Annotated in this window: 14 protein-coding genes; 5 read left to right on the forward strand and 9 right to left on the reverse strand. The window is 36.6% G+C overall.

All coding sequences use genetic code 11. The features are described from left to right. Window positions 1-2 precede the first annotated feature (2 nt). The 8 genes from GNP81_RS11630 to csrD form a co-directional block, all read right to left on the reverse strand. A complete protein-coding gene (locus tag GNP81_RS11630) occupies window positions 3-1,727 on the reverse strand; it encodes a GspE/PulE family protein (protein WP_155674812.1) in 1,725 nt (574 codons plus the stop codon). Next, window positions 1,727-2,860 (reverse strand): tetratricopeptide repeat protein, encoded by a 1,134-nt coding sequence (locus GNP81_RS11635; protein ID WP_336495453.1) that lies wholly within the window; start codon window positions 2,858-2,860, stop codon window positions 1,727-1,729. The genes GNP81_RS11630 and GNP81_RS11635 overlap by 1 nt, the downstream gene beginning before the upstream one ends. Then, window positions 2,857-3,705, reverse strand: a complete 849-nt coding sequence (locus tag GNP81_RS11640; RefSeq protein WP_155672051.1) for an ExeA family protein — start codon at window positions 3,703-3,705, stop codon at window positions 2,857-2,859. The genes GNP81_RS11635 and GNP81_RS11640 overlap by 4 nt, the downstream gene beginning before the upstream one ends. A 12-nt stretch (window positions 3,706-3,717) precedes the next feature. Next, window positions 3,718-5,358, reverse strand: coding sequence for a pilus (MSHA type) biogenesis protein MshL (gene mshL / locus GNP81_RS11645; RefSeq protein WP_155674814.1), 1,641 nt, complete (start codon window positions 5,356-5,358; stop codon window positions 3,718-3,720). An 11-nt stretch (window positions 5,359-5,369) separates the two neighbouring features. Continuing rightward, the gene (locus GNP81_RS11650; protein ID WP_155674816.1) at window positions 5,370-5,711 is read right to left on the reverse strand and encodes a type IV pilus, mannose-sensitive hemagglutinin D (MSHK); all 342 of its coding nucleotides are present in this window, start codon (window positions 5,709-5,711) and stop codon (window positions 5,370-5,372) included. Between the two features lies 1 nt (window position 5,712). Next, complete coding sequence (gene pilO / locus GNP81_RS11655; protein WP_155665595.1) at window positions 5,713-6,351, reverse strand: type 4a pilus biogenesis protein PilO; 639 nt, start codon at window positions 6,349-6,351, stop codon at window positions 5,713-5,715. Beyond that, window positions 6,344-7,807 (reverse strand): MSHA biogenesis protein MshI, encoded by a 1,464-nt coding sequence (locus GNP81_RS11660; RefSeq protein ID WP_155674818.1) that lies wholly within the window; start codon window positions 7,805-7,807, stop codon window positions 6,344-6,346. Before GNP81_RS11660 ends, pilO begins: the two co-directional genes overlap by 8 nt. A 119-nt stretch (window positions 7,808-7,926) precedes the next feature. After that, the gene (csrD, locus tag GNP81_RS11665; protein WP_155674820.1) at window positions 7,927-9,906 is read right to left on the reverse strand and encodes an RNase E specificity factor CsrD; all 1,980 of its coding nucleotides are present in this window, start codon (window positions 9,904-9,906) and stop codon (window positions 7,927-7,929) included. Between the two features lie 203 nt (window positions 9,907-10,109). On the opposite strand from csrD, the gene GNP81_RS11670 reads away from it, so the two are divergent. Then, window positions 10,110-10,799, forward strand: a complete 690-nt coding sequence (locus GNP81_RS11670) for a hypothetical protein (protein ID WP_336495454.1) — start codon at window positions 10,110-10,112, stop codon at window positions 10,797-10,799. An 84-nt stretch (window positions 10,800-10,883) separates the two neighbouring features. Here the strand turns inward: GNP81_RS11670 and GNP81_RS11675 are convergent, their stop codons facing one another. After that, a complete protein-coding gene (locus GNP81_RS11675) occupies window positions 10,884-11,417 on the reverse strand; it encodes a single-stranded DNA-binding protein (RefSeq protein ID WP_011261155.1) in 534 nt (177 codons plus the stop codon). Between the two features lie 313 nt (window positions 11,418-11,730). On the opposite strand from GNP81_RS11675, the gene GNP81_RS11685 reads away from it, so the two are divergent. The 4 genes from GNP81_RS11685 to GNP81_RS11700 are packed head-to-tail and all read left to right on the forward strand — an operon-like array spanning window position 11,731 to window position 17,215. Further along, window positions 11,731-13,143, forward strand: coding sequence for an undecaprenyl-phosphate glucose phosphotransferase (locus GNP81_RS11685; protein ID WP_155674823.1), 1,413 nt, complete (start codon window positions 11,731-11,733; stop codon window positions 13,141-13,143). Continuing rightward, window positions 13,127-14,443 carry an outer membrane beta-barrel protein gene (locus GNP81_RS11690; protein WP_336495455.1) on the forward strand — a complete coding sequence of 439 codons (1,317 nt, stop codon included), beginning with the start codon at window positions 13,127-13,129 and terminating at the stop codon, window positions 14,441-14,443. The genes GNP81_RS11685 and GNP81_RS11690 overlap by 17 nt, the downstream gene beginning before the upstream one ends. Continuing rightward, window positions 14,444-15,031, forward strand: a complete 588-nt coding sequence (locus GNP81_RS11695) for a polysaccharide biosynthesis/export family protein (RefSeq protein WP_155674825.1) — start codon at window positions 14,444-14,446, stop codon at window positions 15,029-15,031. It begins immediately after the preceding gene. Window positions 15,032-15,034: 3 nt separating this feature from the next. Next, on the forward strand, window positions 15,035-17,215 hold the full coding sequence (locus GNP81_RS11700; RefSeq protein WP_155674827.1) for a GumC family protein: 2,181 nt from the start codon (window positions 15,035-15,037) through the stop codon (window positions 17,213-17,215). The last annotated feature ends 2 nt before the right edge of the window (window positions 17,216-17,217 follow it).

The following is a 17,217-nucleotide window of genomic DNA, read 5'->3' on the forward strand; positions in this document are numbered from 1 at the left end:
GCCTACATCAATATTGGTTGATGAGAAGACGCGTGATCCCCTTCACCTAATACCATCACTTCATCCAAGCTAATCACACCACTTATCGCTAACTCCATAGCAGAAGCAAGCAGTGGTTTATAATCAGGATTTTGACGTGCTTTTTGTGAAAATCCAACCGCATCATTTGCTCTTAGTGCGTCCATCATAGGTTGATCCAACTCTAATAATTCAAACACACCAATACGACCACGATAACCTGTTAAATTACAGCTTTGACATCCGTTACCACGTTGGAAATTTACTCCTACTTGATTTGGAAAACGGCTTTGAACCCATTGTTTTCTTGCGTCATCCAATTCATCAGGAGCTGAACATTCAGGACATACTTTTTTTACTAGACGCTGAGCTAATACCGCACGAACGGCACTAGCAACAAGATAGCCTGGCGCGCCCATATCCATCATACGTAAAGCACTATCAACAGAATCATTGGTGTGCAATGTAGATAGCACAAGGTGACCGGTTAAAGCGGCACGTAAACCAATTTCCACCGTTTCTTGATCACGCATTTCACCAATAAGGATGATATCCGGATCTTGACGTAAAAACGTTCTTAAGATTTTTGAAAAACTTAAATCAATTTTGCTGTTTACTTGTACTTGATTAACGCGAGGTAAACGATATTCAACCGGGTCTTCTGCTGTAATGATTTTTTTACTTGGCTGATTTAATTCACTTAAAGCACCGTATAATGTCGTCGTTTTACCAGAACCTGTTGGTCCTGTAACTAGGATCATGCCATACGGACGACGGAGTTGTTTACGCAGACGAGTAAGTAAATGTTCCGGTAATCCAGATTGTTCTAACTCTTGAACGCCTGATGTCTGATTCAATAAACGCATAACAACCGACTCACCATATTGAACTGGCATTGTCGATAAACGAATATCCACAGACTGACCACGAGATTTGATATTAAATCGTCCATCTTGTGGCAAACGTTTTTCAGAAATATCCAAATTCGCCATCAGTTTTAAACGTAAAACCAATGCTGAAGCGATATTAACTTCATTTAATAATGTTTCGTGTAATACCCCATCAATACGCTGACGTAAACGCAGAACTCTTTCATCTGGTTCAATATGTATATCTGAAGCACCGACTTGAATCGCATCTTCAAATAATGAGTTAATCAGCTTAACAACGGTAACTTCTTCATTATCATTATCTGATATACCAAAATTAAAATCGTCGTTTACTTGGTGTTCTGAATGCAACTTCTCTGCAAATGACGCAATTTCTTTGGTTCTACGATAGAAACGATCAAAGCTATCCACTAATTGTCTTTCAGAAGCAATTACCATTTCTACCTGATATTGCTGAAGCTGTGAAAACAAGGCTTCTTGAGCAGACAAATCAGCAGGATCACTCATTGCTACTCGAATCGTATTACCTTGCTGACTAAGAACTAATGCACGCAAGCGACGAGCATGTACTTCAGGCAACAATTGCACGGCTGCTGCATCAATTTCAGCACGGTTCAAATCAACTAAAGGGACACCCAATTGCTGAGATAAAAACGTCAGCATTTGTTTTTCACTCAGGAAACCTAACTGAATTAATGTTGCCCCTAACTTTCTCCCTGTTTTCTTTTGAGTCGAAAGAGCCTGTTCGATTTGTTCTTCAGTAACAATGTTTTCTTCGACTAATAGATCACCAAGTCTTTTTCTTAACTTAAGACGCATTACTCAATTCCTTCCATTGTTGCTAATAATTTAATTCGATCACGAACAAACGCTTGAGATGAGCGAGATAAACCCGGCTTAATTAGTGCCGTTTGGTATGCTTCATAAGCAGGTTTTACTTTTGTTTCTCTTTCATAAACAATAGCTAAACCTAACCACCAACGGCCATTATCTGGTTCTTGGTTAACCAACATCTGATAACTTTCTTTTGCTAAGTCCATCAACTTCAACTGTTGAGCTAAGCCACCACGAGTTGCAAGATAATCAACTGACGCACCAACAGGGATATATTCCAATACAGAAAGAGCGGCTTCTGGCTGTTGCTCTTTTTGTAATAGACTCGACAGCGCTAATCTTAGCTCTACACTGTCATCGTTAAGCTTTATTCCTTGCTGAAGAATGGCCGCAGCTTCACTCACATCACGCTTACCATAAAGCAAAGCTGCGAGCCTTTTTCGTGACTCTTCATCACTAGGTTGATACTTAAGTACGGTGTAATACTCTTTCATCGCCGCTTTAAAATCGGATCTATCTAGTGCTTTTTTAGCCGCCTCTCTACTTCTATGAGCTAGTTCTGATGGCAATAATTCAACTTCTTCAACTTGCAACATTTCATTGGCTTGTGCTTGCTCTTTTGGTGTTGCAGGAACAATTGATGTCGACTTTGATGTTGGTTTAACAATCCCTGTCGATGTTATCAATTGTGGTTTATCCACTATAGAGTGATTCTGAGCAGACTTACTACGACCCGAAGCGCTCACTTCAATCTTATCCGCCGATATTGGCTTCTCGGCATAAATAGAACTCACCGCTAATGTTGATTCTTTTTTTGTTGGTGAAATCAATAATTGAGTTGTTTTAATATTACTCGAAGCGTGTTCACTCACTTCTGTCGTTAGAACTTGCTGTTGAGTATGAGCACTCTTTTTCAGATCTACATTTTGCTCTGTCGATTCACTTAATGTTGACCACCCAATTAACGACAAAGAACTAAGTACACCAATAGCAAAGAAAAACGATGCTTTGTATTTTGACTCAATATTCGGTATATCCGCAGGAGACAATGAGTGCTGTTTTTCTTTTTTTTCATCTTTCTGAGTTATATTTAATAACGCTTTATTAGTCACACTCACGATATTCTCCATCCCCAAAACTTAGGGAAGTAATGCTTAGGTTTAACAGTATCAGCCGTATCAATGATGGCGTTAAATACGGCTTTAGAAGACACTTTTACTACTTGCTCTGAAAAAGTAATTAACAAAGATTTATGGCAAATCTGATTAATTAAGCGAGGAATCCCATTAGTTGCCTTCCATATCGCTTTCATTTGACTTAGTGAAAATGGATTATCATCACAGCCTGATTCAGTCATCCTATATCGAATATAAGCGACAGTTTCATTAATATTTAATGCTCTTAATGATGCAGAAAAAGTAATTCGCTGCCTTAACTGTCTTAAATTATGCTGCTGTAATCTCTCATCCAATTCAGGTTGCCCAAACAGCACTATCTGTAGCAATTTTTTATAGTCAGTTTCTAAATTACCAAACAAACGCAAAGTCTCTAATGCTTCATCACTTAATGCTTGTGCTTCATCAATGAATACAACGACTAATTTCCCCTCAGCATGTAAATCAATAATTTTTTCATGAATACGGTCAATCAATGCAATGTCATCACCACTTTGATCAAGCCATAACTCTTTTGCTAGAGCTTGTCGAAGTTCATGACCATTCATTACCGGATTAGGAAGGTAAAGCAATTCAACATTAGAGGGCAGCTCATTAATCAACATTCGACAGACTAATGTTTTTCCTGTGCCCACTTCACCAGTAACTTTAATTATTCCCTCGCCCATAGATATCGCAGATAACACGGTATTAATCGCCTCATAATGAGGCGATAATCCATGAAACAGTGAGGTATTGGGTGTTAGCGTAAATGGTAACTGCTTTAACCCAAAATGAGCTTCATACATGCTGGTATTTGATTACTCCTCGGGGAACCATTCTTGCAATAGATCACGAGAACGTTCTAATTCTTCTTGCCAAGTATCCACACCAACAACTGTTGGTTTTAATAAAATAACCAATTCCGTTTTTTGAGTTAACTGGCTAACATTTCTAAATAAATGCCCTAATGCTGGAACATCACCTAATAATGGAACTTTTGATACTTGGTCAACAGTTTGTGATTTCATTAAGCCACCGATAACAACTACATCACCGCTTTTTGCTCGGATCACAGAATCAGATTCACGAATAGAACTTTTCGCTAATGGCAATTTCAATACACCACCAACATCACCTAGATCAATCTCTTTTATCTCATTCTCAACATCAATAACCGATGGGTGAACATGTAACATGACATTACCTTTATCATCGATCTGAGGCGTTACATCTAAAGAAATACCAGAGAAGAAAGGCGTTAATGTTACTTCTGGAGAGGCATTAGAGTTATCACCACTACCAGTAACACTTGATACTTCAGTTACGTAGTACTCGTCACGACCAACTTTAATCACGGCTTTTTGGTTATTTGCAGCAGTCACTCTCGGACTTGAAAGTACATTTAAGTCACCTTGTGTATCCATAAAGCTTAATACGGCTTGGAAATTACCATCTGAAACTGTAATGTTTGTCTGACCACCTAATAATGTTCCAATGGTATCCATTCCAGGCAATGCACCTTGAACAAGCCCTGGAGTCTGTCCAAAAACAACATCAGTACCGCCTAACGATGCTGTCAGATTCGACCAATTAATGCCTTGCTGATAACCATCACTTAATGTGACTTCAAGTAATTTAGCTTCAAGGATAACTTGACGTTGTAATCGCTTATGAGAAGTACCTAAAAATTGTTTTACTTTACGTAACTCATCAGGAGAAGCAGTAATAGTTACCACACTTGCTTGAGGAGATACGACAACACTTCGATCAGCTCCATTTCCTATCATTACAGAAATAGCGGTTTCTAACTCTTTCCAAAAATCGCTCTCACTCGTTGTTTCAATCTCAGTTCCACCCGTAGCAGAAGATGACGACGATGATGAATTATTGTTCGATTTAGAACTTGAATTATTATTATTTGATGAATTACTGTCCGAATTGGTAATCGACCCTGTCGTAATCGTTGTTAATGAACGTCCTTTACGAGTTAGCTGTAAATAATCGACAGGAATAGTCTCTGTACGAATTGTCGCTGGGTAAACTTGTAATACTTTTCCAGCTTTAACGATATCGTAACCATATAAGTCTTCAACCGATGAAAGAACATCATCCATCGTAACATCACTCAAGTTCATCGTAATACGACCAGAAACCTGAGGGTGAATAACGACACTGTATTCAGTTCCTTTAACTAAACTCGTAAAAAATGCTTTTGCGCCTACACCATTTGCTCTGACTCTGAAACGCTTAACTGGCTCTTCAACCTCAACATGAGGCGTGTTTAGATCTGGCATTAAATCAGCTTGCACCGAAGCGGGTAAATCAGCAAGTAGCTGACCACCATTTTCATTAATGGATTTATCTAAGGTCTGCTTAATTTCAACAGGATCACGATGACCCATTGAGCAACCCGTTAAAGAGGCAACCATGAAACCAATGATGACATTACGTACTTTCATTACTGCAAACCTTAATTTTTAATATTTTGTGGAAATAGAGAAAGTTGCCATTGCTTACCCGCACGACCAATCGAAACGCTTTCTTCACCAATGGTTAATAATGTATAACCGGAGACTTTATCGCCTCTTTTCATTGATTTATCATCTAATACGGCATAACAATCAGACTCTGCATTGCAATTTATTGCCTGCAAAGAAGGGAAATATTGACGTTTTTTTATGACCTTTTTTTGAACTGGAGCAGGAGAACTCCAACTTAATGGTTCTGTAGGATCATGCCCCAATACAGCTTCAAATGCCGATACATAAAGTGGTAAAGACATAAGAATAAAAACTAAAAAGCGATTTTTCATATTAACCACCAATAAACCCACGACTTGAACCAAGTGTGTAAACTTCGATTGTGACCTCTGCAATAGGATATTTTTTCACTTCATAATGAAAGTTACGCCAGTAATATTTTACAGGTAGCGCCTCTAAGTGAGAGAGGTACTCTTCAATATCAAAATATTCTCCAGACAAAACAATCTTCACCGGATGAATGTAATAACCTGCATTATTATTCTCATCAAGTAAGCGTTCGGATGGCAGTGTAGTCATAGACTGTAGCTTTAATTTTGACGATTTCTTTAATACTTTTTCTAATAGAGAAGCCATTTGGCTTGGAGAAACCAATGACGCGACACGGCTAAAAAGCAGGTCGGCTAAATCCTGGCTCTCTATCATTAATTGCTGATATTGTTTATTAATTTCAACATTAGGATCTTTCTTTAAGCGAAATTCAGCTAATTCTATCTGCTGTTTTAGAGATGAAATAGAATTAGTAATACGCACTACTTTTTGTTGGGATTGATGAAATTGCTCAATTTTAGGTTCAATAAACAAACTTAAAGAAATGAAGATTACCGCAACCCAGCCAACCAATGTAATGAGTACTTTTTCTCTTTGCGACAAAGCACCAAATTTCTCTTTTACTTGATTCCAATTACTCATGATTACCCTCTGATGCCTTAGTATTTAAAATAAATGACACCAGACCTTTATCGTCTGTTTTTATTTCAAGTTGATCAAAAGTACGCCCAACTAAATGCAATTCACTATCAAAGCTCTGAACCCAGCGAGGAATAACATCAGGTGTACGAGCATAACCAGCAAAGTTAACCTTATCGCCAGAGATATAAATTTTATTAAGCGATATGTTTCCTTTGCCTAATTGAGTCAAGCTACTCATCACACCGGAGTAACCTACTTGCATTCCCTCGTCAAAATTATCAATCACCTTTAATGAGGCTTTTTTCGATTGAATATCATCATTTAATCGCTTAATCGCAGCTAACTTAGCTGCCGAAGGTTTGTGACTCTCTAATTTTTTATTTAACGTAACTAATTCTTGTTTATAACTACTTTCTTTTAATGAATTCGCGTTTATCGTTGCCTCTAGATTGTAAATTTGCCATTGGTAGTACCCAACAACGGCAATACTTAACGCTAGCCCTACCCCCCAACTGATCATCACATTTTGTAATGTAAAATAATCAACTTTAGGCTTAAGACTTTCATGAAATAAATTAATACTTGGAGTATTAAATAAAGCTAACCAAGCTAAAACCTCACCAGAACGAAAAGCTCTTGGTTCATCCACAAGCAATGACGCAACCTGCACACCCAATCGATTCTGTAGTTCAAGCGCTAAAAGCGCATCATCTTCATCATCGCAACGAAAATACAAATTATTAATACTTACGCCATGCAACTGAGAGCTTAAGTAGTCAAGTGAACGTTGTAATTCCAATGCCAAACTGTCCATTTGAAAACTATTAGTTTGATCGCCCGTTAATGGCGCGACAATACCACGTAAAGAACGGTTAAGATGTAGATGCCCATTATTAAACGCTAACAGCTTAAAATCAGCAGATTGACTATGGTTTAATAACATAAAACTGCCTTCTTCAGGCTTAGAGTAAGCCCAAACTAATTCATCAGGTGCTACATTATTTATTTGAATAGAAAGAGGACTTAATGAGTCAATCAATGTATGAAGTGTAGCAACTTGAGAGATATAGACCTGCAGCTTGCCATTGATCGTTTCTATACCATCAGCAACAATATCAGCAATACGATCGGTAATAAGATCTTTTACCAAAAATGGTAAAGCCCCCGTTAACTCTTCTTTTGGTAAGTTAGGATTATCTATTTGAAAAGATTGATATAGGTGAGACCCTAAGATTACATTAGCACTAGAATTCGTAACTCCAGCCTTTTCGCATGCTTCAACAATAACGTCTTTCCACGCTTGAGGCTGGCTTGTTGGAGTAAAATAATGCTCTTTAAGCTCATCAAATCCATCACTTTTCGCAATATAAATACCACCCTGCAATATTACAATTGACGTAGTAGTTTTTACTGAACGAGATAGTTTCAGCTTTTTGAATGCATCCATCATTTTCATTGATTGCTCGACTTTTCTTACTTTACTTACAACGTTCTTATAAAGAACACAAGTGACGCGCAATCATACAACATTCTATTCTTTTAGGATACGACCGTTATTAACAAAATAAGAGAATTTTATTTACTCCAACGGCTTCTTCTCTTAGGCATGGATATCTTTTCTTGACGATGATATAACGCCGTTTCTGATTCAAAAAATCGCCCTTGCCCACCTTCAACGCCAAGATCTTTTAATAAACTAAATTCCTTTTCTTTTTCAATACCAACAGCAATCACTTGAGCCCCTGTGGTTTCACATGCACCCAACAAACTACGAACAAATAATTGATTCTCATATCTCTGATGAATGTCCTTCATTAAACTACGGTGAAGTTTTACAAAATCGACATTCAAATCTTTAATATAATGAGTGCTTACAATTGTTCTTCCCGCTTGTTCAACCACCAATTGACAACCAAAACTTTTTAACATTTTTGCGACGGGTCTTACAGCATCTAAATAGGTAACAACCTGACCTTCAATTAACTCAAAACTTAGTCGTTGAAGCTGAGCTCTTGGCGTTTGTAATAGGCGATTTCTTAATTGACGAATAAATGCAGCATTAGTAATACTCTTAACCTGTAAATGAACAGAAAACGAATGCTGGTTTAATTCAGGATCACTTAATAGAGGGAAAACTTGTTTTAAGACCGCACTATCAAGTTTAACTTGATACCCCACTTGTTTAATTGCAGGCAAAAAACGTGAAGCTTTAATTTGAACACCATTTTCATCTTTTATGCGTGAAAATAACTCTAAATGAAGAGGTACAAGTTCATTACCCTCAAATAAAAAAGTGGGTTGCTTATAAATAATTAATTTATCTTGCTGAAAAATAGCATCAAATAAGGTTCTCCACCGAACACTACCTAGGCTCTCAGCTAGTTGCTGCTGCTTTTTAAATAACGACCAAGTGTTATTGTTTTGGAGTAAGGCGCTACGATGAGCCATATCAAGCTCTTCCATCAAACGACCACGTCGTTCACCACTTACAAACATACTAACCCCAATATGGCACCAATTATCACGGTCCAAACTACGAGGAGGGTTAATCTTTTCTATTAACTTTAAACATTGGGCTGCTAATGATTTCGCTTCTTTCAACGATTGCTGAGGAACCAATAAAGCAAAATCTGATTGATAATAACGAGAAAGTACGCTGTCACTATAACGTTGCATGATATTATTTAATTGCTTTCCTACCTCAACAATTAATTCATCACCAACAGCACTTCCTTGCTCTTCAACTAATTCTTCCCAACCATTAATACGGAGTAATAATAAAACCCCTTGGCTTTGAGATTCCTGTAAAATAGACTCTAATTTACTATCAAATAACACTCTATTCGCCGAGCCTGTTAATTGATCTAAAAAAGTATGAGTTCGAATAAAGGTATCAAAGCGACTGCGTTCTTTTCTTGCATCTTTTAATTCTGCAATAATATTATCTAATGCTAAACTTGCTGTGGCTGGCCATTCTTCTTCGCTACCAATTGAATAATCGTCAAGTTTTCCAGCCAATAACATCCGACCTCTTTCTTCTAATAACTCAGAACCATGTAATTGCTTTCTAAGCCAAACAACCCCCCATAAGAGTGAAACAACGATAACCGCAATAGCAGCAGTAATAGAAAACAAAGCTCCTAATGAATAAGTAAAAGCACTGTAAGGAGGTACGGATTTAAAGGAAATTTCGTATCCTTTATTAATTTGTAATGGAAGGGTTTTGTGATACAACAAACTATCATCAGGAATAATAGCCAAGCTTTGAAAAGAATATACAGGCCCAGTAGTAGAAGAAAGCTCCATGCTAACAACATTACTGGCTTTAAGTAATTTAGGTAACCACGTTTCCATGGATTTGGCTTTTTCAGGATTCACTAACTCTTCATCAACAGTGGTAACAACCCCAGCTAGATAATGATCGAGATATTCAGTGCCAATTTGTTTAACAGAAATAGTACCACCAATAAATAATATAAATATTGCGGCAGAAACCATTAAAGTAACAAACGAAATTAAGCGGTTACTTAAACGTAAACTAGGTGTTTTTCTCATTAACCTCTTCTTCCTTGAAGAAAATAGATTGTGAATTAAGACACAAATTCATTGATAAATTTAGAACATTCTCTAAATACGTATTAGATATAATACAAATATTTTACTAATAACTCTATACAATACGCACCGTTGCTAGCACTAAACTTTACATAAACCAGAGTAATTCTACTCAACTAATCAACCTACATTAAGGTATTAACGTGAATATTGAACTTAACTCCAAAAAGCTATTAATGTTTTTTATTTCAATTATCGTATTCCTTGTTATCGCAAATGGTTTTGCCATTATTTCTGAACATTTTTTATCATACTCTCATATGGAGACTATTATTCGTCTCTTTAACGTAGATAGAGAAATGAACGTTCCAACCCTATATTCATCTTGCGCGATGATTTTCGCGAGTGTGTTATTGGCGCTAATAGCCTATGTACACTTCAATAAAAATGAACAATATCTAGCTTGGGGTGGATTAAGTGCAATCTTTTTGTTTTTAGCTTTAGATGAAATGACCGAACTGCATGAGATGTTAGTAGGGCCTGTTCGTAGTTCATTAAATACAACAGGAATCCTCTATTTTGCGTGGGTCATTCCCTATGCCGTATTACTCGTGATTTTTGCTTTAACTTATTTCAAGTTTTTATTTAGACTTCCATCCACCACTCGTAACCGCTTAATTCTTGCAGGTATTATTTATGTTTCTGGAGCTCTAATTATGGAGCTCATCGGTGGTAAAATTGCAGAGCAATACGGTACTGATGCATTGCTTTATGCCATCAGCTACACTATTGAAGAAACTCTTGAGATGCTTGGTATTGCAACATTAATCTACACAGCAACAACTTACATTTCAGAGCAGTTTCCAGCTCTTTCTGTTCAAATAAAAGATTAGAACACCAGATAACTAACGGATAAAAAAAAGCCTCGATATCATCGAGGCTTTTTTATTTTAAATCAGTTAACACGCATCCGATTTTTAGAACGGAATGTCATCATCAAAATCCATTGGCGGCTCATTATATTGAGGTTGAGCAGCTTGCGGAGCTTGTTGTTGAGGAGCTTGCTGTTGCTGAGGTGCAAAATTATTCTGTTGCGCAGGCTGTTGAGGCTGTCCCCAATTACCTTGCTGTTGTTGACCACCAGCTGGAGCACCTTGTCCACGACCACCAAGCATTTGCATTACGCCGTTAAAGCCCTGAACAACAACTTCTGTTGTAAAACGGTCTTGACCATTCTGATCTTGCCATTTACGAGTTTGTAATTGACCTTCAACGTAAACTTGAGAGCCTTTACGTAAGTACTCACCAGCAACTTCAGCTAATTTACCAAACAGAGCAACACGATGCCATTCAGTTTTTTCACGTTGCTCACCAGTTGCCTTATCACGCCAAGTTTCAGACGTTGCAATTGTAATATTCGCTACCGCACCGCCACTTGGCATGTAACGGATTTCAGGATCTTGCCCTAAGTTACCAACAAGGATAACTTTATTTACACCACGGCTGGCCATAGTTTGCTCCAGATTATTAAGGGGGAAAACGGTTTTCACCCGGTTATATATACAGTAGTCATCAGTCTAACACGTTCATTGTGAAATCTGATACCCCTAAACAGAGAAAGCATACTATAGTAATAAAAATTAGAGAGTAATTTCTCACAATTTAGCGTTCAATTTATTAGAAAATTCATCAAGTTCACAAAAGATGAGATTGCGCTCCCAACTATCAAAATATATGATGTCATTTTTTTGACGAAACGCTAACTTTACAAGTTTATTCATCATTTATAATGGTGATTACTCCCCCCTAATGCCCAGGAGCGATATGAAACAACAAAATATAAAAATGATAAGTGATAGTTATCGTACCTTAACAAAGGCATTTGACTTTATAGCAATTAACTTATTACTTACCTCTATTCTATCTTTTTATGGACTTGAAGAAACTGCTGTCGATCTATCTGCTGGTCTCTTATTTTCTACTATTTTTCTACTTATTAGTGAATATTCAGGTCTGTACACCATCAATACAAAAGTTGAGCTAAAGAAATATCTTTTAAGACTAACTTTCTCTTTACTCCTTACTGTATCAGTCTTTTTTATATTAAAACTGCGCTTCGCAAATTTAGAAGGCATGAAGATCAGCAATCTAAACTCTCATATATCCCTTCTTTGGTATATTTGTGTTTGGACTGTTCTCTCTCTTTCTAGAACCATTTGCACCTTAAGCTACACCTACATTGTCATACCAAGGTTAAAGACTAATAAGATCGCAATCATCGGTTTAACACCTGCTGGTCTTTCAATTGAACAAGCATTAATTTCAAAATACAAAAACCAAAAAATTAGTATTGAATTTTATGATGATCGTTCAAGCAGTCGTTTTAGTTATGTAAATAAAAGCGGTTATGCCGGTAAAGTGTCAGAACTGATTGAAAAAGTAAAAAACGATGAAATCCAAAGTGTGTATATTGCACTACCTATGGTGGCCAAAGATCGTATAAAAGACATCATTCATCAATTATCAAACTCAACCGTTAATGCTTATATTGTTCCAGATCTCTACACTTATAAGCTAAGTGTTTCTCAAATAAAACGCATTGGAAATGTACATACATTTAGTATTTTCAGCTCACCATTTGAAGGGCTAGGAGCGATAATTAAACGCATTGAAGATATTGTTATCGGCTCATTGATCACATTATTAATTCTACCGGTTCTATGTATTGTTGCTTTAGGTGTGAAATTAAGCTCTCCAGGCCCTATCCTATTTAAACAGGACAGATATGGCCTAGGCGGTAAAAAAATTAAAGTATGGAAATTCCGTTCAATGAAAGTAATGGAAAATTCTGAAGTGGTTACTCAAGCCACCAAAAATGATCCTAGGGTGACTCGCTTTGGGAGCTTTATTCGCAGAACATCATTAGATGAACTTCCACAATTTATTAATGTATTACAAGGAAGTATGTCTATTGTCGGCCCTCGACCTCATGCTGTTGCACATAATGAGGAATATCGAGTATTAGTCGACAATTACATGGTAAGACATAAAATTAAACCCGGCATTACTGGACTGGCACAAATCAATGGCTACCGTGGAGAAACTGATACATTAGATAAGATGGAAAAGCGTGTAGAGTATGATATTAAATACTTACAAAACTGGTCTCTATCAATGGACCTTAAGATTATATTCTTAACTGTTTTTAAAGGATTTGTGAGTGATACGGCCTACTAAAACGTCCATATCTTTCAACAAACTTATACTGCTTACTACTTCATTAGTAAGCAGTTCTTGTTATGCTTATCTAACACCAAAACCACATATCGGTCCGGCAGGCGTAGAATACCAAAGTAATGTTGCTGTAGATTATGGCTATGATGACAACGTAAATTATCAGTCAGACCATACGCCACATGTACAATCTGATTTCTTTAATGTTAAACCCTTTGTGCAATTAAAAGGGGTTCATAATGCAGATATCTATACCTTGCAATACACAGGCGACTATAGACAGTACCAAGAAAATAATACGTCCGATGATTACTATGACCATCACATTGTATTTATTGGCTCATGGAAAAAAGGATTGAACAACGATTTACTTTTCACCATAGAAAATACAACAGGTCACGAAAATCGAGGCGAAGGGTTAACTGATGGCTTATCTGCTGAACAGTTTCAAAAATATGGTATTACTGATGTTTTAGAAACAAACATGTTTCATACAGAATTACGCTATAGTATTGATAAGCAAGATAGTATTGGAAAGTTAAGCTTTGCAGTTCAGTACAAAGACTTTACTTATGATGACAGAACTTCCAATTCTGCATCAGGGAGTATCTATAATTTTAACCAATACATTGAAGATCAAGAGTGGGATCAGACAACATTCACTATTGAACTATTTGATCAAGCATCCAGTCGAACTCGTTTTCGTTATTCTATCGTTAGTAACTTAAGACACTACAAAATTAATAACCTTAAAGACACTAATGAAACGTTTTTTATCGCTGGCATTAAAACGATAAGAACAGGAAAAACAACGATAGATGCCAATATTGCTTGGCTTTATAAAGATTTCCCCAACAATCCTGATTCAGAGAATTTTGGGGGATTAAACTGGGATATAGACATCAAATGGAGCCCAGTAAGACACTCAAGTTTCCATTTTTACACAGATCAATCAGTAGAAGACCCCACAGAAATTGGTGGTTATGTTCTAAATACTGAATATGGAACCAATTGGGAGCATTTCTGGTGGTCGAACAGACTTTCCACCACATTAGGTTATCGCTATAAAACCAGCGCAGATAAAGATAAAAGCTCCGATAAAGTTGAAACAAAAACAGAAGCGATAGCTAAAATTACCTATAAGTTTAGACCTTCGATTCAATTTGAACTGAGCTACCAACAACTTGTGAATGAATCTAATAAGGAATTCGATGATTTCACCATTAATTCAGTCGAAACGGTTACTCAAACGTTAGGCTATGATAAATCACTTATTATGTTTACAACTAAGGTGCAAATTTAGATGAAACCCTTATTTATTTCTTTTTGCCTATTTCTATCTTTTGTTTCTAATGCGTTTGCATCTGAAGCTCAAGACACGCCTTCAAATACACAAGAAAAAGCAAAAACTGAACAATCTCAACCTAAAGAAGATCTTGGTTATATTTTAGGTGCTGGAGATACGATTCAAATATCTGTATTCAAAGAGCCTGAGATGACAACGCGCTTAAAAATACACCGTGGTGGTTATGTTAACTTCCCTTATCTTGGTGAAATAAAACTATCAGGCAGAACCCCAACACAAATTGAAGAAGATATCGAAGCAAGGTTAGCTGACGGGTACATCCTACAACCAATGGTAACAGTCAGCATTGAAGCATTTCGCAAGTTCTTTATCAGTGGTGAAGTAGCAAACCCAAATGGGTACGAATTTCAGCCTGGCCTAACTGTTGAACAAGCTATTGCTATGGCTGGTGGTTTCACAGATAGATCTGATCGAGATTCTATAAACGTACGCTCAGCAGCAACAAATGAGTTAATCGAAGATGTAGCTCCAACCTACCCTGTAGGTCCGGGCGATGTAGTTATTATTGAACAGAGTTTTTTCTAAATTATGGCACTATCAATTATTGAAAATGGCAAAAAGCTAGAAAGTACAATCGATTTTTCAAACTTTTTAAAAGAGTTTAAAAAATATCGTCTGCGCGTACTACTCGTTGTTTTGGCTATAACATTGGCTGCATTTCCGTTAATTAATGGAATGACACCTCAATATACAGCAACAGCAACTATCGTTTTAAAAGCCAAAACAGATAACTCCACTCCAATTGATCAAGTGGAAGATTTTGATGCAACTCAAGCTGAATACTACCCAACTCAAGCTGAATTACTTCAATCAAAAACCGTTATTGAAGCAGCCGCTAAAAAATTAGATCTTATTAATCATCCGATCTTTGAAGCTGAGGATAAAGATGAAAACATTCCTCAATCAGAGGAAGAACAGCTTTATTCAATAGTAAAAGCAATTAAGAAAAAGTTGTCCATATCTCCAGTTCGTTTTAGCCAATTAGTTCATGTTTCTTATGAATCCAAAGATTCTGATATGTCAGCATTAGTTGCTAATGCTGTAGTTGAAAGCTATATCGAGCTACAAGAACAAAGAAAAATAGAAAAAACTCAACAAGCTCAACAGTGGAATAACACCCGTATGAGTGAGCTAAAAGAGAAGATTAAACAACAAAAAGCCAATATTGATAAGTTTTTGTCAGATAATGGGTTACTTACCTATCAAGGTGTTGATGGCTTTGAAACAGAGCAACTAGCGTTAGTTAACGATCGACTTGCAACCGCAAAAGAAAAACGAATCACAGCCAAAGCTAATTACAATACAATAAGCGAAGCTCTCGGTTATCCTCTAGAAGACGTAGCTACTTTACCAAGTATTTCTAACCATGCTCAATTACAAGATCTTCGAATTGCGTTAATTCAAGCAAAACGCACCTTATTCGATCTTCAAAAAATGTACGGCCCTAAAAACCGCCAAATATTAGAAGCTAACGCTCAAATAAAAGCGATTGAACTCCAAACGACAGCTCTTTTAAAAGAACTTAAAACAGGGTTATACAAAGAATACCAAGCTGCGATTGAAAGAGAGAACAAATACAGAGCTTTACTCGCTGAGCAGAAAAAAGATTTCACAGCACTAGCGGCTAAAAAAGATACTTATAATACTATGAAGCTGGATCTTGATAAGACTCAAGAGCTGTATGAAAAAATATTTTTACGCAGTAAAGAACAAGAACTAACCGTTTTATATCGTGAACCAGTTGCTCGTTTGCTTGATGCTGCTACACCACCTCATAAACCAAGCAAACCTAATAAAGCACTATTGCTAATTATGGTTTGTGCTATGGCGATCATCTTTAGTCTTCTATTTATCATCATAAAATCAGCGTTAAACAAATCAATCAATAACTTAACTCAAGTTAATACCCGCTTAGGCTTGCAAGGTATAGGAGAGCTAATCACTCTAAATTATATTGATGAGCTAGCTTTGTTTACTAAAAACTTCTTTAAAAATAATTATTCAGCAGAAACTGTTCATGCTATTCGCACAACCATTCTTTTAGATGATAAACCTTGGCCTATCATTGGTTTAGCATCGACTGAATCCACTGAAAGTAATGAACTAAATAGTTATCTACTTGCATATTCATTTTCACAAGACAGATCAACCTTACTTATTGATTTAGATTATAGAAAAGAAATTTCATTAACTGAAGCTATCCTAATGCAGAAAGAAAATGAAATAGATGCTAAGAAAACAGAGAATAATAATGACCTCGAAACCCTTCCTACATCCACTGTAATGGGTGTTGCAGAGGCATTAGAGCAAAAACACCCAATCAACGATTGTCTGATAAAAATTGAAAATAACTTAACATTTTTACCTCGTGGCACATTAACAGAAACACCATTAATCACCTTAGCTTCAGAAGAGCTAAGTAGCCAACTAAAAGAGTTAAGCAAACAATTTGAACAAGTTATCGTTAATTTACCAGCAATGACAGAAAGCAAAGATGCTCAACTAATCGCTCGCCACCTATCAGGTGTAATTTACACTGTGCAAGCTGGTGAACTGAGCGCTAATCATATCCTTGCTAACATTGAAAAAATTAAACAAGTTCAAACACCAATTATGGGTGTAATACTTACTGATGTTCAAAACGACGAATTAGAAACAGAAGAAGCCAAGCAACAATTAATCCACCAAAATGATGACATTTTAGGTTAATA

The organism is Aliivibrio fischeri (assembly GCF_009727955.1).
Classification (GTDB): domain Bacteria; phylum Pseudomonadota; class Gammaproteobacteria; order Enterobacterales; family Vibrionaceae; genus Aliivibrio; species Aliivibrio fischeri_A.